We start from the raw sequence: 19,452 nt of genomic DNA on the forward strand, positions 1-19,452 counted from the left end.
CTCTCGATCGTCGATCTTTCCAAGATGCAGACCGTCGCGACGCTGCCCATCGGCGGCAAGCCGGCGGGAGTCGCGGTGTCGCGCGACGGCGCGCGCGCCTTCATCACCAGCCCCGAAGGCAAGTTTCTCACCGTCATCGACGCGGCGACCCGCACCATCGAAAAGCGCATTCCGGTCGAAGGCGGGCCGCTCGGCGTCGCCGCGAGCCCCGACGGCAAGCGCGTCTATGTCGCCGATCTCTATGGCCGGCGCCTCGTCGAGATTGTTCTCGCAGGCGGCGCGCAGCGCAGCGTCGGCGTCGGCGCAATGGCGTCGGGCGTCGCTGTGGCGCCGGACGGCAAGACGATCATCGTCGCCGACCGCGACGACAATGCGCTGTCCCTCATCGACGCGGCGACGTTTTCACGCGCCGCGACCATACCGGTCGGCAGGCATCCTTTCGGCGTGACGATCGACGCTTCCAGCGCGCGCGCCTATTCGGCCAATGTGGAATCCGACGATGTCAGCGTCATCGACCTCGCTTCCCGCAAAGTCGTCGCGACGCTCAAATGCGGCAGCCGGCCCTATACTGTGGCGCTCGCCAAGGGCCGCGTCTTCGTCGCCAATCAGCATGGCGACAGCGTCAGCGTCTTCGACGCTGAAAGCTTGGCGCCGCTCGAAACGATAAAGGTCGGCGAATATCCGGAAGGCCTCTCGGTCAGCGGCGACGGCGCGCGCGTCTATGTCGCCAATTGGTTCTCGAACGAACTCTGGGCGGTCGACGCGCAGACGCTGAAAGTTCTCGGGAAAGCGGAGACCGGCGACGGCCCGCGCGCTTTCGGGGCCTTTATTCGCGATGCCGATTGACGGGCTTACGTTTGGATATGCTCGGGCCGCACGCCAAGCCCGATGAGCCGCGCCGGCAATCGACGCAGCAGCGGCACGGCGTTGAGGAGTCGCAGCGCCAGCGGCGCATCGAAGGGCTTCTCCGCGGAGAGCACGCTACGCACCACGCGATTTTGGATGGCGAGCTGAATGGCCTGCGTCACGCGGGTCGGAAACTCCCGCCGGCGCTGCACGGCGGCAAGATCATCGTCGCTGAGCGCATCATCGCGCAGCTTCGCGGCAAGGAGATTGGCGGCGGCGACGGCGTCCTGGATCGCCAGGTTCACGCCGACTCCGCCAACCGGCGACATGGCGTGCGCGGCGTCGCCGATGCACAGCAATCCGGGGCGGCTCCAAATCTTGAGGCGGTTGACCTGAACGGTCAGCAGGCTGACGCCGGTCCAGTCCTTGAGAGTGTCGACGCGATCGGTAAGGAACGGCGTTAAGCCGGCGATCGAATCGCGAAACGTCTCGATGCCTTTCTCGCGTAATTTTTCGGCGTCGCCCTTGGGGATGACGCAGCCGCACTGCCAGTAGGAGCCGCGATCGATCATCGCCAGCATGCGTCCCGGCGCGACGCGGCCGAAGCTTTCGTCGGGATCGCTCTCCTTGCGCGGCAGCTTGAACCACAGCACGTCCATCGGCGCGCCGAAATCCTCAACGGGGAGCTCCGCGTCCTCGCGTATCCGTGAGCTCCGCCCGTCGGCGGCGATGACGAGCTTGGCCTCGATCTTCAGCTCTCCTTCCGGCCCTGTCGCCGAAACGCCGCAGACGCGGTCGCCGTCTAACAGGAGGCGCTCGCCGGCAGTCTGCATCAGAAGGCGGAAGTTGGGCAGGGCGCGCGCATGTTCGGCGATAAAGTCGAGGAAATCCCATTGCGGCATGAAGGCGATGAAATTGCACTTGCCAGGGAGCTTCGAGAAGTCGGCGACCTTGTATTGACGCTCCCCGATCCAGGCTGAGAGCTCATAGGTCTTGTGGTGGGGCAGCCGCAGGAATTGGTCGAGAAGGCCGAGCTCGTCCATGATGCGCAGCGTCGACGGGTGAATCGTGTCGCCGCGAAAATCGCGCAGAAAATCGGCGTGTTTTTCGAGGACGATCACATCGACGCCGGCGCGCGCCAGCAGAAATCCGGCCATGAGCCCGGCGGGGCCGCCGCCGACGACGCAGCATTGGGCGGAGAAGATCGCGGCCATGCAGTCCTCCATTTCTGGGCGCAAGCGGAAGCGCGAGCGGCTTCGAATCCGAATCGTCGCGGGGCTGCGGCAAGGCTGGACATTGGCGCCATCAGACGCAATAAGGGGCCACAAAATTCGAGGACGCCAGATACATGTCCTATATCGTTCGTTTCTTCACCTGGTGGAACCGCGCCACGCTCAGCACCGGCTTGTGGACGTTGCTTTACGGCGAGCGCGTCGGCGAAGACGAATTCGGCAACGTCTATTACCGTCGGCGCGGCGGCAAGATTGATGCGGCGCTAGGGTTTGAACGGCGCTGGGTGATCTATAACGGCTATTGCGAGGGTTCGGCGACGCCGCCCGGCTGGTACGGCTGGCTGCATCATACGGTGGACACGCCGCCGACCGACGAGACCTATCGGCCGCGCTCCTGGGAGCTTCCGCATCAGGCCAATTTGACCGGAACGCCGCAGGCCTATCGGCCGCCGGGCTCTCAGCTCGCGCTGGGCGAGCGGCCGCCCGCCGGCGGCGACTACGCCCCTTGGCGGCCTGAAGGCTGAGCGCGCTCTCCTTGGAAAGGCCTTTCTTGCCTGCTTTCGTCCCCGGCTTGTTTTTGAGGCGGGCGGAGAATCCTGCGGTGATCGGATGAAGTTGCCCTTATCCCTGACGCCAGCGGTTGTCGGCGCGTGGGTTTTTTTTGCGGTCGCCGCGTCAGCCGAGCCGATCCGCCATCCGACGGCGATCTTCGCCGGCCTCGACAAGACCACGGGCCGCATCATCAATTTCGACGTCGCGATCGATGAAACCGTTCAGTTCGGCGCCCTTCAGGTGACGCCGCGCGTATGCAACACGAGGCCGCAGACCGAAACCCCGCAGACGACGAGCTTCGTCGAGGTGGACGAACTCATCCTCAAGCCGGAACATCGGGGCGACCCCAAGCCCGAAACGGTCAAGACCGACGCCAAACAAGAGGCGAAGCGCATCTTCTCGGGCTGGATGTTCGCCGCGAGTCCCGGTCTCCACGGGGTCGAGCATCCCGTCTACGACGTCTGGCTGGTCGACTGCAAAGGCGGCAAGGAGACGGTTGCGCAGCCCGCCGAGGCGGCCGCGCCGGCGGCTCCGCCCGCCGAGGCCGAGGCGACGGTCACGCCAGAAGGCGGCAGCGGCAAGAAGCGCCGCTCGCGGAGAGTCGAACCGACGGCGCCGCCGCCGATGGAAAATCAGCCGATCGGCCCCACCGATCAGGCGGCCCCGGCGCCCGTCGAGCCTGAGGCGGCTCCTGCGCCAGCGGAAGATCCTGCCGCCTCGCCGACAGGCGGGCGCAAGAAGAAGAAGCGGCGCGCCGAACAGGCCAACCCCGCTGCGGCGCCGCCTCCAGCGAACAGCCCGCTTTTCCCCTTCTAATCGGCAAGCGCGGCCAGCGCCTGAACGCCGCTCACGGGCGCGGTCTTGGGCCAGACGCTGAAGTTGGCTTTCTCCGGGAGCGCCCGTTCGAGCGCGCGATGATATTCTTCGCGCGAAATCTCGATCGCGCCGAGCGAGGCGAGATGCGGCGTAATGAATTGCGTGTCGAGCAGCTGGAAGCCGCCCGCCCGTAACCGCCCGATGAGGTGGACAAGCGCGACCTTTGAGGCGTCGCGCTCCAGATGGAACATGCTCTCGCCGAAAAAGGCGCTCCCGAGTGCGACGCCGTAGAGCCCGCCGACGAGACGCCCATCGAGGCGGCATTCGACCGTATGGGCAAAGCCAATATCGAACAACTCGCGATAAAGCCGGTGGATTTCGGCGTTGATCCAGGTCCGCTCGCGTCGAAACGCGGGAGCGGCGCAGGCGTCGATCACCGCGTCAAAATCGCGATCGACGACGACCTCGAAACGATCGGACCTTACCGTCTTGGCCAGGGAGCGCGACACGACGAAGTCGTCGAGGGGAAAGATCGCGCGCCGCTCCGGATCGACCCAATAAAGCTGATCGTCGTCAGCGCTCTCGGCCATCGGGAAAAGCCCGATGGAATAGGCTCGGAGCAAAAGATGCGGGGTGATCGCATAGGGGGCGTTGAGGCGCGACATCTATTCAAGGATAGCGGCGCGAGAACGCCGCGCCACCCTCGGCGGCGAGTTTCTTTAAAGAAAGTCGAATTAATTGCGCGTCGTGCAGTTGAGCTTCGCGCCCCGCCACTCGACCATGGCGTCGTCGCCCTTGTTCCAAAACTCGATGTCTTTGGCGACATAGCGCGCCCCGCTCGCCGCCATCGCCTGTTTGGCCATCACGGTCTCGCCCTTAAAGACGAGTTTCGCGCGATCGGCGTTCGCGCCGAGGAAAGTGACCGTCAGAGCGGCGTTGGGATCGCCCGAACATGTGAAGACGAAGGGACCGCGCAGAGGGGTTTTTGCGTGGGCGGACGCGACCGGCGCAGCTGCCGCCAGAACCACCGCGACGATGACCGACGATCGATGCATCTTGTTCCACCCTTCGCTCTAAAAATCGGGCTCGATGCCGCCCGTCGCCAAAAAATGCTCCAGCCAATGAATGTCGTAAATGCCGTTTTGAACGTCGGCGTTGCGCACGAGCGTGCGAAACAGCGGAAGCGTCGTATCGATGCCGTCGACGATAAATTCGTCCAGCGCGCGACGCAGCCGCATCAGCGCTTCCGTTCGGTTGCGCCCGTGAACGATCAGTTTTCCGATGAGCGAATCGTAGTTGGAGGGGATCGTATAGCCCTGATAGACCGCTGAATCGACGCGAACCCCGACGCCGCCGGGCGGGTGGTAATAAGCGATGCGCCCGGGCGAGGGCCTGAAGCTCGTGGGGTGCTCGGCGTTTACGCGGCATTCGATGGCGTGGCCGTAGAACCACATGTCTTCCTGTCGCAGGGAGAGCGGCGAGCCCGCCGCGACCCGGATCTGTTCACAGACGAGATCGACCCCGGTGATCGCCTCCGTCACCGGATGCTCGACCTGAATGCGCGTATTCATCTCGATGAAATAGAATTCGCCGTTCTCGTAGAGAAACTCGATCGTGCCGGCGCCGGCGTATTGCATGTCGCGCATGGCGCGCGAGCAGATCTCGCCGATCTCCATACGCTGGGCGTCGTTGAGCGCGGGCGAGGGGCTTTCCTCCCAGATCTTCTGGTGTCGGCGCTGGAGCGAGCAGTCGCGCTCGCCGAGGTGAACCGCCTGGCCCTTGCCGTCGCCGAAAATCTGAAACTCGATATGACGCGGTTTTTCGAGAAATTTCTCGAGGTAGACCGTATCGTCGCCGAACGCGGCCTTTGCTTCGGTGCGCGCGGTGGCGATGGCGATGGGAAGGTCATACGCGTCGCGCGCGACCTTCATGCCGCGGCCGCCGCCACCGGACGCCGCCTTCACCAGAACGGGAAAGCCGATCCTCTCGGCGATCTTCAGCGCTTCCTTTTCGCTCAGGATCGGCCCGTCTGAGCCAGGCACGCAGGGAATGCCGAGCTTCTTTGCTGTCGCCTTGGCTTCGATCTTGTCGCCCATCAGGCGGATGTGCTCGGATTTCGGGCCGATGAAGGTGATGTTATGTTCTTCGAGAATCTCGGCGAAGCGCGCGTTCTCCGAAAGGAAACCGTAGCCCGGATGCACGGCGTCCGCGCCGGTGATTTCGCAGGCGGAGAGCAGGGCGGGGATATTGAGATAGGAATCGCGGGCGGGCGCCGGCCCGATGCAGACGGACTCGTCGGCGAGCTTGACATGCATGGCGTCGGCGTCGGCGGTCGAATGCACGGCGACCGTCGCGACGCCCAATTCCTTGGCCGCGCGCAGGATGCGCAGCGCGATTTCGCCGCGGTTGGCGATAAGGATTTTGTCGAACATCTCTTACCGCCGCCTACTCGATCACGAGGAGAGGTTCGCCGTATTCCACAGGCTGGCCGTCCTCGACCAGTATGGCGGTCACAACGCCGGATTTGGTGGCGACGATGTCGTTGAAGGTCTTCATCGCTTCGATCAGCAAGAGCTTGTCGCCGAGCGAAACGCGCGCGCCGATCTCGACGAAGGGCTTTGCGTCGGGGTTTGGCCGAAGATAGGCGGTGCCGACCATGGGCGACTTCACCGCGTCCAGGTATTCGGCGGGCTCCGTGACGGGAGTAGGGGACGTGGCCGGCTTTGCCATCGGCGGCGGCGGGGGCTGGACTGGCGGCGCGGCGCCGATGCTCGCGATCGCCGCGGCAGGCGCGCGCGCCGCGCGGATACGCAAATCGCCCTTCTCCACCTCAAATTCGGTCAAATTGCTGTTTGCGACGAGCTCCGCAATCGTGCGCAGCAGATCCGCGTCGATGGCGGGCGCGGGCGCGGTGACCGACGCCGGCTTGCGGGAGGAAGCGGTGCGAGGCGGTTGAGCTTTGCGCGCCATAAGTGTTTCAGCTCTTTCTCAGTTCGTTTTCAAAGACGGCGTCAAGGGCAAGAACGTATGAGAGCGGGCCGAATCCCGCGATCACGCCGCGCGCTGCGGGCGAGATGAAGGAATGGCTCCGAAAGCTCTCGCGTGCGTGCACATTGGACAGATGCACTTCGATGACGACAGCTTCCGCGCCCTTGATCGCGTCATAGAGCGCGATGGATGTGTGCGTCAGCGCGCCAGCGTTCAAAATGACCGGCGCGCCCGCGCCGCCGGCTTCCTGGATCCAGTCGACGAGATCGCCCTCGTGGTTGGACTGCCGGAAAACCAGCGATACGCCGCGTTCGGCGCAACGCTTCTCCAGCGTCGCGCGGATATCGTCGAGCGACGCCGTTCCGTATATCGCGGGCTCCCGCTTGCCGAGAAGATTGAGATTGGGACCGTTAAGCACGTGGACGGCTGACATAGCGCTTCCGAAAACGTTCCCCGAAAAATCTCAAGGCGGCAGGCCGTCTCTCTTAGCCTTGTTGTCGCCGCAAAGAAAGCCCGTCGCCGCGCTAGCAGGCGGTCTTGCCGCATTTGCGCATGTTTTCGATCTTGGCCTTCAGTTGCGCGTAGGGCACGCCGCCGATGATCGCCTCTTTGCCGATCACCCAGGCGGGCGTTCCATCGAACCGCAGCTCATCGGCCAGCTTAGCGACTTCCTTCAGCGCGGCCTTTGTCTCCGCGCTCGACATGTCCTTCTCGAGACGGGGCATATCGGCGCCCACCTCCTTCGCCGCCGCCAGCGCCTGCTGCTTGCCGATGTGGCCGCGAGTCGAGAGCAGCTTGCGATGGAAATCCCAGAACTTCTGGCTGTCGAGCTGCATGCGCGCAGCGGTCGCGATCTGCGCCGCCTCGACGGAGTCGGGCCCCAGAATCGGGAAGTCCTTGAGCACCACCCGCAGCTTGGGATCCGCCTCGATCAACTTGGCGACCGAAGCCATCGCCTGCTTGCAGTAGCCGCAGTTATAGTCGAAGAATTCGACGAGTGTGACGTCGCCGCTCGGATTGCCCACGACGGCCTGGTTGGGCGAGTTCACGATTTTGTCGCCGTGCTGGCCGACGGCCTTTTCCCGTGTGGCGGCCTCGGCGACCTTTTCGCGCTTTCCAAGTTCGTCAATTGCTTCCCGGACCACCTCCGGGTTCGCAATGAGATAGTCGTGTACGACCTTCTCGATCTCAACCTTCTGCTTGCCTGAAAGCTCCTCGGCGAAGAGCGGCGTCGCGACGCCTAGAGCGAGACATGCGCCGGCGGCGAGCGAGATAAAAAAGCTCATTGCATTCTCCTTTGCGCGACAGCGCGTTCGTGTCGGGGTCCGTTCGTCGGCGCTTTTAGCATGGAGGACGGCGGGCGTCCTCCTGACGTAAGGTTGGCGCCTTTCACGAGGTCGGCGCCTTTCACGCGAATGGCTTAGCGCGACTGATTGGTCCGAACGCCGTCGTTCACCAGCACCGAACCGACGCCGTAGTTGAACTTGGCTTCACCCAGGGTGCGCAGCTGGAGCGTGACCATTATCGTCTGGCTGCGCGCCGGCAGGCCCGTGTAGGACTGCGGCTGATAGATCTGCGAATAATTGATCGACAGCGTCGTGCATTCGTCGTGATAGCCGATGCCGCCGCCGAGCGTTGCGACCGAGAACAGGGGCGCCGAGCCGATGAGATTTACGCCGGTAAGCGTCGTCGCATATGAGACGGACGTCGGATTGGTGAGGGAGTTATAGAGGTAGCGGCTCATATCGAAGGTGACGGTGCCCGTCAGGAAATAGTTTTTGGTGATGTCGTATTTTCCGGTCGCGGAGAGTCCCTGGCGACGTACGTCAAAGCCGATCGCCGGCTGTGAGGCGTAATTCGCGTATTGGAGCTGGAGCGAGATCGGATCCAGATTCATTGTCGCGAACACGTCGACTCGCCGCGCGCGCAAGCTCCCCTTGTCGAAGCGGCCCTTGGCGGTGAGGCTGAGAACGGACGAAGGCGCAAACGCGAAGCGGCCGACGATGTCCGATGCGCGCGAGTTGAGGCCGGAATCGAGGCCGACATTCGCCGCGTCGGCCTGCGCATAGGAGTTGGCGCCGGCGATCTGGCGCGACTGGCCGATCATCGCGTTGATGAAGCCGCCATTGGGCAACGACAGGGTGGCCTGGCCGCCATAGTTGAGGCGTGTGCCTGTCTCGAACCGGTCATAGCCGGAGAATTTGCTCCATTCGAACAGCGTCGAATCGTCGAAGACGAGGCTTTGCGCGTCGATGTTCACCAGCGACGGAATCGAAGTCTGATTGGGGCGCGCGACGACCTGCGCGATCGGTTCGAAGACGATGTCGCCGATAAAGCTTCTGGCAAGGATCGGGTATCGCCATTCGGCGCCGAAGCCCGGGAGCGCCTGGCCGCGGAAGCGGTTGTCGGCGCCGTTGAAGAACTGGCCCTGCGCGGCATTGGGGATCGCCGACAGACTTTGGTTATAGATCGGGAACAAGCCTTGCCGGTCGTAATCGAGATAGCTTCCGACGAAACGCGCGAACGCGAACGGGGTCCACACGCCGCCGACCGGATCGATGATTTTACGCTTCCAGGCGCCGCTGATCGTCGCGTGCTGGTAATCGCCGCCGACGCCGCGCAACAGACAGCCGCTCTGCGCCGGGTTGGTCGCCCGCCCGTAAATCTGGCAAACGTTGTACAGGCTATAGATGCGGTCGAGCGTTCGCGGCTGGATGGACTCGAAGTTCGCGACGTTGGCGGAAGTGCTCGTCACATTGGCGTCGAGTTCAATCTGTCCGCCAACGCCTGCCGTCGCCGCAGGATCAATGTCGAAGACGCGGTTATAGTCGATCACCGGATGGACGACGGGCTGCTGCGCCTGCACGTCATTGGGCGACAGCAGCTGGAAATAGTAACCGCGCATGTCGAAATAGCTGCGCGGTCCTTGGCCGGTCAGATAGATCGTCGACGACGCTTCGCGGAAGAAATAGTTCTGCAGGAGATAATTGTATTGCTGGTAGTCCTGCAGGAAGTAGCGATCGGACAGCGCCGTGATGTCCCAGCCAGCGCGCCAACGGTCGTTGAGCCAGAATTCGCCCAAAGACTGGATGGCGCCGCGCCACTGCTTGCCGCCGGCGCCGAGCGGGGCTTGCGCGAAGGCGCCTGTGTCTCCCACATGCGTGCCCTGACCACGGATCGTATAGCCGCCATTGTCAAAGCGTTGACGGAATTCGGCCGTGACGAACGGGCCCTGCCGGGAAAAATAAACCGGCGTTACGGTCAGGTCGTAATCCGGCGCAATCGCCCAGAAGTAAGGCACGCCCACGCCGGCGCCGAGCTGCTGGCGATAGATGAAAACCGGAGATAGAAAACCGGACTTGCGCTTCACCGATGGGTCTGCCGACGACCAGAACGGCACATAGGCGACAGGCACGCCAAGAAGTTCGAAGGACGCATCCTCGTAATAGATCATCTTCTCGACGTTGTCGTGAATGATCCGTTTGGCGCGAACCGACCATGTGCGCGGTTTTGCGGGATCGTCTCGACAGGCCTCGCAGGCGGTGTAGGTGCCCATTTCGAAGGTCGTCGTCTCGCCGGTCCGCTCGGCGCGCGGCGAGGTGAAATGCGTGTTGTTGACGGTGTCGACCTGCAGGCTGTCGATGAACCCGTTCTTGAAATCGTCCGTAAAGTCGAAACGCTCGGCCCTGGCGATCGAGCCGTCGGTTTCGGTCAGCGTGGCGTGGCCCTCGGCGAAGACGCGCGACGTGTTGCGGTCATAGGTGACGCGGTCGGCTTCGAGCAGCCGGCCCTTGTAATAGATCTGGACGGCCCCGCGCGCCGTGACGGTGTTGCTTTTCTCGTCATAGACGAGCTCCTTGGCCTCGACGACCATGCGCGCGTCGGCGCCCGCGGCCGGCGGCGCCGCAGCGGCGGAGTGCGTGGCGAAAGCCGCTTCGAAGAGCGCGAGCGCGGCCGCAAGAATGGATAGGCGCCGGGAGGAGCTGGTGAGCGCCATCAGCCGTCCTCCGAATAGAGCAAAATGACCGTGCCCAACATGCTCCCGACTAGCGCAGGCGACCATGCGGCCACCACAGGGCTGATCATGCCTGCGCCGCCGAGATCCGAGAGGACTTTAGTAACGATGTAAAGCACGAAGCCTGCGGCCACGCCACCCGAAAGGGCTTTTGCGACCCCGCCAAATCGAAAGAATCTTAATGAAAAGGAAGCGGCGACGAGAACCATCGCGACGAGCAGCAGCGGTCGCGCAAGAAGCGTCTGAAACTGCAGCCGATAGCCGGTCGCGTCGAGACCCGCTTCGGCGGTGCGCGCCGTCATTTCCGGCAGCGACCAGAACGGCGTGCCTTGTGGCGGCGTCGTCGCCGCCGCCACCTGCTCGGGAGTCAGGTCGGTGGCGAGCATGTAAGAACCGACGCTGCGCGCCGGCTCTCCGGGCAGGCTGACCTGGGCGTTTTCGAGCACCCAGACTCCGGGCTCGAGTCGCGCGTGACGCGCTTCGACCCGCTCCAGGAAACCGCCGCGCGCCGCGTAAATGTTGACGCTGACCTCCGCGAGCTCCGAGCCGCCATGCGAGGAGTTCATGGCGTGCATGATGGCGAGGCCGTCGACTCCGTGCTGGCGGAGCCAGACGCCGTGGTCGATGCGCAGACTGCCGGGCACGCCGAAAAGATCCCATTCCATTTGTTCGGAGCGCTGTTTCATCGAAGCCGAGAGGGGGTTGTAAATCGCCACGGACACAACCCCGATGAGCAGGGCGGTGAGCGCCGGCGGCGCAATGAACTGCCAAACCGACATGCCGGCGGCGCGGGCGACGATCAATTCAAGCTTCCTGGTGAGGTCGACGAAGGTCGCCATCGATCCGAAGAGAACGGCGAAGGGCAGGATCATCTCGGCGGCCGCCGGCACCCGCATCGCCGTCATCAGCGCGACGGTCGCCGCGCCGGCCTGCGGATTGTCGCTGGCGCGCCGCAGCATCTCGACGAAAACCACGACGAACATCAGGCAGAAAATCGTAAAAAAGATCGCCAGAATCGTGCGCATAAACCGCAGCGCAAAATAGCGCGTGATCGTCGCCCCGATCATGGCTGCGGCTGTCCTCCTTTGTGTTTTGGCGCGCCGCCCCAGGCGGGAGCAGTTAAGGCCCAGTTAACGATCGCTAGACGCTCGCATCTTTGCGCGCAAGCGTTGCGCGGCTCCTCTGAGCCGCCCCGACATATTCAATTCGCGAGCGTTGCTTTTGCGCCACGTCGGATTTCTGCGTAAAGATCGCGGCGATTCCGCGGCGGGACGAGAATCTGGAATAGTTCAAAAAATGACCGGACCCGCGATTGACCGCCGCCGCCCGCCGGAAGATATTACGGACCGCTCCCGTCAAATCGCGCGTCTGGCGCGCCGCCGGCGCTAACTTTCTCAAAAACCGACGCATTCGCGCCGGAACGGCTTCCGCTTCGGCGGAGGAGGCAAGAGGCCCTGATGCTCGTCAACGCCAAATATGAACTCCAGCCATTCGACGCCGTTGAAGCGCTGCTGCGCCAGCCCGAGGACGCCGGGCATCCGCGAACGCTCGTCGCTTTTGTCGGCCGCGATCTCGCCATGGGCGAGCGCGCCGCCAGCGTGCTCAAGGATGCGGCCGCGCATCTTTCGCGCGCCGCCGCGGCGGCGAAATTCAAGGGCAAGTCGGGAACGTCGCTCGAGATTCTGGCGGCGCCCGGCGCGCCCGCCAGCAGAGTGATACTGATGGGCGTCGGCGCCGGGGACGAGACCGGGGCAGAGGGCGGCGAAGCCGCCAAGCCCTTCGATGACTTTTTCGCGCTTGGCGGACAAACCGCGGCGAAAATGGGTCCGGGGGCGCGGGCGGTCGTGCTGTTCGACCTGCCGGAAGGGGTTTCCGCCGCTCACGACTCGGTCGGCCAATTCGCGCTCGGCGGCTGGCTGCGCGCCTACAAATTCGACCATTACAAGACAAAGAAGAAGGACGAGGCCGAGCGCGAAGGACCGATGGAGGTCGTCGTCGGCCTGGCCGATCCGGACGGCCATAGCGCCGCGATGTCGGATGGCGGCCATTTGGCGGACGCCGTCATGCTCGCAAGGACTCTCGTCAATGAGCCGGCGAACGTCCTGACTCCGCCGGAATTCGCCCGCCGCGCGTCGGAGCTGATGAAGCTCGGCGTCGAGGTCGAGGTCCTCGACGAGAAGGCGATGTCCGAACTCGGGATGCGGGCGCTGCTCGGCGTCGGGCAGGGGTCCGAGGCGGGGATCCGGCTCGTCGTGCTGCGCTGGAGCGGCGGCGCCGCGGGCGCGGCGCCGATCGCCTTCGTCGGCAAGGGCGTCGTTTTCGACTCGGGCGGCATTTCCATCAAGCCGGCCGCCTCGATGGAGGATATGAAGGGCGACATGGCCGGCGCCGCCGCGGTGACCGGCGCCATGTACGCGATCGCCGCGCGCAAGGCGAAGGCCAATGTCGTCGGCGTGCTCGGCCTCGTCGAGAACATGCCGGACGGCAAGGCGCAGCGGCCGGGCGACATCGTCAAATCCATGTCGGGTCAAACGATCGAGATCGTGAACACCGACGCCGAAGGTCGGCTCGTCCTCGCCGACGCGCTGACATACGTCATCGAGAACCATAAGCCCGCCGCGGTCATCGATCTGGCGACGCTCACCGGCGCCATTCTCGTCGCCTTGGGACAGGAATATGGCGGGTTGTTCTCGAACAATGACGAGCTTGCCGATCGCCTGACCAAAGCCGGGAACCACGTCGGCGAAAAGCTGTGGCGCATGCCGATGGGTCCGGCTTACGACAAGCTGATCGACTCGAAGTTCGCCGATATGAAGAACACTGGCGGCCGGCACGCCGGCTCGATCACCGCCGCGCATTTCATACAGCGCTTCGTCGGCAAGACGCCCTGGGCGCATCTCGACATCGCAGGCACGGGCATGGGCTCGCCGATGAGCGACACCAACCAGAGCTGGGGCGCCGGCTGGGGCGTGCGGCTGCTCGACCGGCTGGTGCGGGATTATTATGAGGGCTAGCTGACGATCGCTCGTCTGGGCGGGAGCAATAGGCTGTGTCAGTCAATTCAGCCCAAACTCTGGAGTTCTTCTGTTGTTTGGCTCTCGATTCTCTGCTGCAGAGCAGAAGATTGGGCGCTGCCGTAGGATGACGCGCCTTTTTTATAAATGGCGTCAAGAAACAGGTTGAGGAGAGATTAAATAAAGCTTGCCGCATTGACGCCAGGAGTTGCTGCTAAAGCTTCAGCCTACATGCTTAAATACGTTATTCTGTCCGCTTTTTAATGGAAATGAGCTTGCGCCGCCCAATCTGATGCTCAGTTCAGTTGGTCCTGGACTGAAAGGAACGCATCATGATCGAATCTCGATGGAACGCCGATTTCATCGCGACCATACTCGGCGTTGTGTTCGTGGCGGTCGGCCTGCTGGGGTTCGTCCCCAATCCGATCGTCTATGACGGCGGCTACTTCCATGTGAACGCAGCCCATAACTTCGTGCACCTCATCACCGGAGCGCTCTTGCTGCTCAGCCCCTATTTCGGCGTCCCGGTCCTCATGATTCGCACAGTGGCCATCCTCTATGCAGCGATCGCCATCCTGGGCTTCATTGCGCCGAACGTCGCCGAGTTCGGCGGGCTGGTCGCGATGAACCACGCCGACCACTGGCTGCATGCAGTGCTGGCTGTCGTCCTGCTCGCGATCGGTTTTACCAAGCCCATGGAACGATCGGTCACCACGGCCCATATGTAAGAGCTGTAAAGCGCCGCGCCGCAGCCTTCGGGCTGCGGCGCTTTGGGCCGAGGCTGCGATGACCGGTATGGACACAGCAGGGCTTCGCGACGCCGTCCGCGAGGCTCTCGACAAAAGCCCTCTGGCGGACGCCAAGTCGATCTCGGTCGAGATCGTCGACGGAGAAGTCGTGCTGAAGGGCTCCGTCGCCTCGGCGGCCGAATGGATGGAGGCGGAATACGCCGCTTCAACGGCCTCTTCGCCCCTCAAAGTCAAAAACGCCCTGACCATCAGCGTGATTTGGGAGGCGCCCCAAGACGACGTCTACCAGGCCGGGGTCGAATCCTTTCCGGCAAGCGATCCGCCCTCCTGGACGCCGGGGTGATAGGCGTCCCGTAGGGAGAGCGGCCAGCCATAAAACTTGCGCGAGGCGGAGAGTTCCGACATAGGCGGGGGCGAAAGGCGCCCGCCATGCCCGAGATCGCCTTCTATCATCTCACTCGCGCCACGGTGGAGCAGACGCTGCCAACGCTCCTCGAGCGTTCACGCGCGCGCGGCTGGCGCGCCACCGTGCAGGCGACGAGCGAAACGCGCCTCCAGCGGCTCGACGCCGATCTCTGGTCGTACCGTCCGGAAAGCTTTCTCCCGCACGGAACGAAGGTGGACGACGCGCCGCAGGCGCAGCCGATCTATCTCACCTGCGAGAACGACAATCCCAATGACGCCGAGGTGCGGTTTTTCATCGAGGGCGCGCGCATCGCCCCCGTGCTCGCCGGCTCTGGCGCGCCGCGCGAACGCGCCGCGCTAGTTTTCGACGGGCGCGACGACGCCGAACTTGCCGACGCGCGCGCGCAATGGAAAGAACTGCGCGATCTGGGCTATAGCCTCGTCTATCACCAGCAGAGCGAGAGCGGCGGATGGGAAGAGAAGGCGCGCGAACCGAAAGCGTAGATCACGCCGCATCTGGGCGGGATCGCCCAGATGCGGATGACGTGATCGATTCCAAAGGCTTAGAGCGCGCTCCACGCGAAAAACCGGATTCCACTTTTTCGCAGCGCGCTCTAAGCGAAGATTTCGCCGAGCGCCGCGCTCGGGCGCGCGAAAGGCTCGACGCCGTTGATCCGCATAAGCGTCCCGGCGGGATCGAGGCCGATCCCAAGCGCCAGGAATGGTTCGAGGCGGTCTACGCTCTTGCCGAAGACGATCCGGCGGCCGTGCCCTGGGCGCATCTTGAGCCGCGCCCGCTGCTTGAAGATTGGCTGGCCGCGCGCTCGCTCGTCGGCCTTCGCGCGCTCGACGTCGGCTGCGGACTGGGCGACAACGCCGAAGCGCTGGCGCGCGCCGGCGCGCATGTCGTCGCCTTCGATCTCGTCGAACGGGCCGTGCAATGGGCGCGCGAGCGATTTCCGAAGAGCGCGGTCGACTATCGCGTCGCCGATCTCTTCGATGCGCCATCGGAATGGCGCGGCGCCTTCGATCTCGTGCACGAGCTTTATACGCTGCAGGCGCTTCCCGAGACGCTTCTGCCCGACGCCGCGCGGGCGCTCGCCGCCTTTGTCGCGCGGGGCGGAACGCTGCTCGTCATCTCGCGGGCGCGCGACAATGGCGAAGATCTTGGCGGCCCGCCATGGCCGCTCGCGCGGAGGGACATCGAGGCGTTCGCCGTCGACGGTCTTCGGCTTGTTTCACTGGAAGATCTTCCGGCAAGCGGCGGCCTCGCGCGCCATTGGCGCGCCGAGTTTCGTCGCGACGAGGCTGGCGGGTGAGCGCGCCGCTGCTGTCGATTAAAAGCGTCAGCAAAAAATTCGGCGCGGTCGTTGCGCTCGAGAACGTATCGCTCGACGTGGGAGCCGGCGAATTCTTCGCGCTGCTCGGCCCGTCGGGCTGCGGCAAAACCACGCTGATGCGTTGCATCGCGGGTTTCGAGTCACCGGACGTTGGAACGATCGCGTTGAATGGCGACGATCTTTCCGGCGTGCCGCCCTATCGGCGACCCGTGAACATGATGTTCCAGTCCTATGCGCTGTTTCCGCATCTCAATGTCTTTGAGAACATCGCCTTCGGTCTGCGACGGCAAGGGGGGACGAGAGACGCCATCGACGCGCGCGTCAACGAATTGCTTGCGATGACGCAGCTTTCGGCTTTTGGCCATCGGCGAATCGACGAGCTGTCCGGCGGACAGAAGCAGCGCGTCGCGCTGGCGCGGGCGCTCGCGCCGCGTCCGAAAATGCTGTTGCTCGACGAGCCGCTGGCCGCGCTCGATCGCAAGCTGCGCGAAGAGACGCAGTTTCAGCTCAAGGAAATCCAGCGGCTGACGCAGACGAGCTTCGTCATCGTCACGCATGACCAGGACGAGGCGCTGGCGCTCGCCGACCGCATCGCGGTGATGCGGGCGGGCAGGGTGGAGCAGGTCGCCGGGCCGATGGAGATTTACGATCGGCCCGCGACGCGCTTCGTCGCCGGCTTCGTCGGCGAAACCAATTTCATCGAGGGGCGCTTGGAGCGCAATGGCGCTGCGGCGCTGATCACTGAGTTTGGACGAATCCCCTGCGAGCCTGGAAATTTTCCTGATGGCGCGCAGGCGACGCTCAGCGTGCGCCCCGAGCGGATTGGCGTTGCGCGCGAGGGCGAGGGAATCGCGGGCTTCGTCGAGAACTTCGTGTTTCGCGGCGAAACGACGCTGCTGCGGGTGCGCGTCGCCAGCAACATCGTTCTGCGGGCGGCGGCGGGCCATGGCGAACGCCACGCGATCGGCGACTCCGTGAGGCTCAGCTTCCCGCCTGGCGCGGGAACGCTTCTCGCGGAGGAGAGATAGGGTGAGGTTAACAATGAATGCGCGGCGCAATGCGGATTTCCTCGTCCTGAGGAGGCCTCGGAGAGGCCGTCTCGAAGGACGAGGAAATCCAGTCGCGCGAGAAGCCGCGCCCTCGTCCTTCGAGACGCCTGCTGCGCAGGCTCCTCAGGATGAGGGCGCTTACGGCGGCGCCGAGGCATGAGCGCACGCCGCAGACTCTCGCTGGGCGAGCGGCTCGTGATCGCGGCGCCTTATCTGTGGATCGGCGCCTTTTTCCTTGCGCCGATGGTGCTCATCGCCAAGATTTCCGTTTCGCAGTCGGTGCTGGCGCGCCCGCCCTATCGGCCGATTTTCGAGCCTTCCGACAGTTTGGCCGCCATCTGGGCCAAGGCGCAGACCTTTAGTTTTGACGCCTATCGCGCCCTGATGAGCGACACGCTTTATCTCGAATCCTATCTGTCCTCGCTCACCATCGCCGCGGTCTCGACGCTGATCGCGCTGATCATCGCCTATCCTTTCGCGCTCGCCATGGCGCGCGCGCCCGAGCGCCTGCGTCCCATGCTCATCGGCCTTGCCGCGGCCCCCTTCTGGACGAGCTTTCTCATCCGCGTCTACGCCTGGATCGCGCTTTTGAAGGACGAGGGGTTGATCAATAACGCGCTGATGGCGCTTGGCCTCATTAGCGCGCCGCTGCAAATGTTCGCGACAACCGGCGCCGTCGTCGTCGGCATCGTCTACTCCTATCTGCCCTTCATGCTGTTGCCGCTCTACGCGGCGCTGGAGCGTCAGGACCCCAGTCTTCGCGAGGCGGCGGCGGATCTCGGGGCGTCGCCGGCGCACGTTTTCTTGCGCGTGACGCTGCCGCTGTCGCGTGAAGGCGTCGTTGCGGGCGCGCTCCTTGTCTTCATTCCCGCGGTCGGTGAATTCGTCATTCCCGATCTCCTCGGCGGCTCCGAGACGCTGATGATCGGGCGAACCTTATGGAACGACTTCTTCTCCAACCACGACTGGCCGGCGGCCTCGGCCGCGGCGATCGCGCTCGTCGCTGTGTTGATGATTCCGCTGCTGCTGTGGGAGCGGGCGCGGCTTGCCGATGAGGACGACGCCCGATGAGCGCGGTCGTCTCCTGGGCGCGTCGCGCGACCCTTTTTATAGGCTTTGTCTTCCTTTACGCGCCGATCGTCATTCTCGCGGTCATGAGTTTCAACGCGTCGCGTCTGGTTTCCGTGTGGGGCGGATTTTCAACGAAATGGTATGCGGCGCTCCTGGAGAATGAGCAGCTTCTACATTCGGCGAAGATCAGCCTCGTCGCCGCGCTGACCTCGGCCACCATCGCAACTCTGCTGGGCCTTCTGGCCGCCGTATCGCTCGCGCGTTTCGGCCGCTTTCGCGCGCGCATGCTGTTTTTCGGCGCCGTTCATGCCCCGCTGGTTCTGCCGGAGGTCGTGCTTGGCCTCGCGCTCCTCACCTGTTTCGTCGCGTTCGGGGTCGGACGAGGCTTCATCACACTGGTCATCGGTCATGTTACGTTGACAATGTGTTTCACGACGGTCGCGATTCTCGCGGCGCTGCGCGACAGCGATCCGGCGCTCGAAGAAGCGGCGATGGATCTGGGGGCGACGCCTTTCGGGGCCTTTGTCCGCGTCGCGTTGCCGCAGATCGCGCCGGCGATCGTCACCGCTTATCTCCTGGCGTTCACTCTTTCGCTCGACGACCTTGTCATCGCCAGTTTTGCGACGGGACCCGGCGCGACGACGCTGCCGATGCGCATCTACTCACAAGTACGTTTGGGCGTTTCGCCGCAGATCAACGCCATTTCGACGCTGCTTCTGGCGCTCGTCGCCGTCGCGCTCGGACTCGCGGCGCTTGTTTCTTCCAGGCGCGCGCGGCGCGATAGCCAAGTGGTGACAAGCTTGGCGCGCGCGCCAGATAATGCATCATGACTCACAATTGGTTCGCTTCTCTCCCGAATTTCATCACCATTGGCCGTCTCGTGCTGACGCCGGCGGCGATCATCTTGATCGTCGAGCGGCAATGGATCGCCGCCTTCCTGCTATTCGCCGTTGCCGGCCTGTCCGACGCCCTCGACGGTTGGCTGGCCCGGACCTACCATCTCCAATCGGAACTCGGCGCGATTCTCGATCCCATCGCCGACAAGGCGCTGATCGTTTCGATGTACGTGACGCTCGCGATCGTTGACGCGCTGCCGGCGTGGCTCGCAATCATGGTGGTGTTTCGCGATGTCATGATCACCGGCGCCGTGTCGCTGTCATGGCTCATGGGCCGGCCGATGAAGGTGCATCCACACTTTTCTTCCAAGGCGACCACCGCCGCGCAACTGGTGTTCGCCGGCGTCATCCTGGCGGCTCAGGCCTACGGCGTTCATATTCCGCTGCTAAATGTGACGCTCATTGTCGCCGTCGCCGCATTGACCGTCGCTTCCGCCTGCGTCTATCTGTGGCTTTGGGTCCAGCATATGAGGCTGTGA

Annotated in this window: 21 protein-coding genes; 12 read left to right on the plus strand and 9 right to left on the minus strand. The window is 63.9% G+C overall.

Annotation, left to right across the window (positions count from 1 at the left end):
* The coding region (locus ACR65W_RS16805; RefSeq protein ID WP_434502884.1) for a YncE family protein at positions 1-846 on the plus strand (846 nt) is incomplete at its 5' end.
* Positions 847-851: 5 nt separating this feature from the next.
* On the opposite strand, the gene ACR65W_RS16810 is transcribed toward ACR65W_RS16805, so the two are convergent.
* On the minus strand, positions 852-2,060 hold the full coding sequence (locus ACR65W_RS16810; RefSeq protein ID WP_434499043.1) for an FAD-dependent oxidoreductase: 1,209 nt from the start codon (positions 2,058-2,060) through the stop codon (positions 852-854).
* A gap of 134 nt (positions 2,061-2,194) precedes the next feature.
* Between ACR65W_RS16810 and ACR65W_RS16815 the strand changes: the two genes are divergently transcribed.
* Together ACR65W_RS16815 and ACR65W_RS16820 are read left to right on the plus strand one after the other, a co-directional pair.
* A complete protein-coding gene (locus tag ACR65W_RS16815; RefSeq protein WP_123175493.1) occupies positions 2,195-2,602 on the plus strand; it encodes an NADH:ubiquinone oxidoreductase subunit NDUFA12 in 408 nt (135 codons plus the stop codon).
* An 85-nt stretch (positions 2,603-2,687) separates the two neighbouring features.
* Positions 2,688-3,446, plus strand: coding sequence for a DUF2155 domain-containing protein (locus tag ACR65W_RS16820; RefSeq protein ID WP_434499042.1), 759 nt, complete (start codon positions 2,688-2,690; stop codon positions 3,444-3,446).
* Here ACR65W_RS16820 and aat read toward each other — a convergent pair.
* The 8 genes from aat to lptG form a co-directional block, all read right to left on the minus strand.
* Complete coding sequence (gene aat, locus ACR65W_RS16825) at positions 3,443-4,111, minus strand: leucyl/phenylalanyl-tRNA--protein transferase (protein ID WP_434499041.1); 669 nt, start codon at positions 4,109-4,111, stop codon at positions 3,443-3,445. The genes ACR65W_RS16820 and aat overlap by 4 nt on opposite strands.
* Positions 4,112-4,180: 69 nt before the next feature.
* Positions 4,181-4,501 (minus strand): MliC family protein, encoded by a 321-nt coding sequence (locus ACR65W_RS16830; RefSeq protein WP_434499040.1) that lies wholly within the window; start codon positions 4,499-4,501, stop codon positions 4,181-4,183.
* 18 nt (positions 4,502-4,519) lie between these two features.
* On the minus strand, positions 4,520-5,878 hold the full coding sequence (gene accC, locus ACR65W_RS16835; RefSeq protein WP_434499039.1) for an acetyl-CoA carboxylase biotin carboxylase subunit: 1,359 nt from the start codon (positions 5,876-5,878) through the stop codon (positions 4,520-4,522).
* 13 nt (positions 5,879-5,891) lie between these two features.
* On the minus strand, positions 5,892-6,416 hold the full coding sequence (accB, locus tag ACR65W_RS16840; protein ID WP_434499038.1) for an acetyl-CoA carboxylase biotin carboxyl carrier protein: 525 nt from the start codon (positions 6,414-6,416) through the stop codon (positions 5,892-5,894).
* 7 nt (positions 6,417-6,423) lie between these two features.
* The gene (aroQ, locus tag ACR65W_RS16845) at positions 6,424-6,867 is read right to left on the minus strand and encodes a type II 3-dehydroquinate dehydratase (protein WP_434499036.1); all 444 of its coding nucleotides are present in this window, start codon (positions 6,865-6,867) and stop codon (positions 6,424-6,426) included.
* A 91-nt stretch (positions 6,868-6,958) separates the two neighbouring features.
* Positions 6,959-7,720, minus strand: coding sequence for a DsbA family protein (locus ACR65W_RS16850; RefSeq protein ID WP_434499035.1), 762 nt, complete (start codon positions 7,718-7,720; stop codon positions 6,959-6,961).
* 134 nt (positions 7,721-7,854) lie between these two features.
* Positions 7,855-10,431, minus strand: a complete 2,577-nt coding sequence (locus ACR65W_RS16855) for an LPS-assembly protein LptD (protein WP_434499034.1) — start codon at positions 10,429-10,431, stop codon at positions 7,855-7,857.
* Complete coding sequence (gene lptG, locus ACR65W_RS16860) at positions 10,431-11,516, minus strand: LPS export ABC transporter permease LptG (RefSeq protein ID WP_434499033.1); 1,086 nt, start codon at positions 11,514-11,516, stop codon at positions 10,431-10,433. The genes ACR65W_RS16855 and lptG overlap by 1 nt, the downstream gene beginning before the upstream one ends.
* Positions 11,517-11,906: 390 nt before the next feature.
* On the opposite strand from lptG, the gene ACR65W_RS16865 reads away from it, so the two are divergent.
* The 9 genes from ACR65W_RS16865 to ACR65W_RS16905 all read left to right on the plus strand — a co-directional run bounded on the left by ACR65W_RS16865 (position 11,907) and on the right by ACR65W_RS16905 (position 19,452).
* On the plus strand, positions 11,907-13,463 hold the full coding sequence (locus ACR65W_RS16865) for a leucyl aminopeptidase (protein ID WP_434499032.1): 1,557 nt from the start codon (positions 11,907-11,909) through the stop codon (positions 13,461-13,463).
* Between the two features lie 332 nt (positions 13,464-13,795).
* On the plus strand, positions 13,796-14,191 hold the full coding sequence (locus tag ACR65W_RS16870; protein WP_175094964.1) for a DUF4383 domain-containing protein: 396 nt from the start codon (positions 13,796-13,798) through the stop codon (positions 14,189-14,191).
* 58 nt (positions 14,192-14,249) lie between these two features.
* On the plus strand, positions 14,250-14,555 hold the full coding sequence (locus ACR65W_RS16875; RefSeq protein WP_434499031.1) for a BON domain-containing protein: 306 nt from the start codon (positions 14,250-14,252) through the stop codon (positions 14,553-14,555).
* Between the two features lie 86 nt (positions 14,556-14,641).
* The gene (locus ACR65W_RS16880; protein WP_434497886.1) at positions 14,642-15,121 is read left to right on the plus strand and encodes a DNA polymerase III subunit chi; all 480 of its coding nucleotides are present in this window, start codon (positions 14,642-14,644) and stop codon (positions 15,119-15,121) included.
* 41 nt (positions 15,122-15,162) lie between these two features.
* Complete coding sequence (locus tag ACR65W_RS16885; protein ID WP_434497887.1) at positions 15,163-15,936, plus strand: class I SAM-dependent methyltransferase; 774 nt, start codon at positions 15,163-15,165, stop codon at positions 15,934-15,936.
* A complete protein-coding gene (locus ACR65W_RS16890; RefSeq protein WP_434497888.1) occupies positions 15,933-16,985 on the plus strand; it encodes an ABC transporter ATP-binding protein in 1,053 nt (350 codons plus the stop codon). The genes ACR65W_RS16885 and ACR65W_RS16890 overlap by 4 nt, the downstream gene beginning before the upstream one ends.
* A gap of 177 nt (positions 16,986-17,162) precedes the next feature.
* Positions 17,163-18,077, plus strand: a complete 915-nt coding sequence (locus ACR65W_RS16895) for an ABC transporter permease (RefSeq protein WP_434497889.1) — start codon at positions 17,163-17,165, stop codon at positions 18,075-18,077.
* Positions 18,074-18,907 (plus strand): ABC transporter permease, encoded by an 834-nt coding sequence (locus ACR65W_RS16900; RefSeq protein ID WP_434497890.1) that lies wholly within the window; start codon positions 18,074-18,076, stop codon positions 18,905-18,907. The genes ACR65W_RS16895 and ACR65W_RS16900 overlap by 4 nt, the downstream gene beginning before the upstream one ends.
* Positions 18,904-19,452, plus strand: coding sequence for a CDP-alcohol phosphatidyltransferase family protein (locus tag ACR65W_RS16905; protein WP_434497891.1), 549 nt, complete (start codon positions 18,904-18,906; stop codon positions 19,450-19,452). Before ACR65W_RS16900 ends, ACR65W_RS16905 begins: the two co-directional genes overlap by 4 nt.

The organism is Methylocystis sp., assembly GCF_051062815.1.
GTDB lineage: Bacteria > Pseudomonadota > Alphaproteobacteria > Rhizobiales > Beijerinckiaceae > Methylocystis.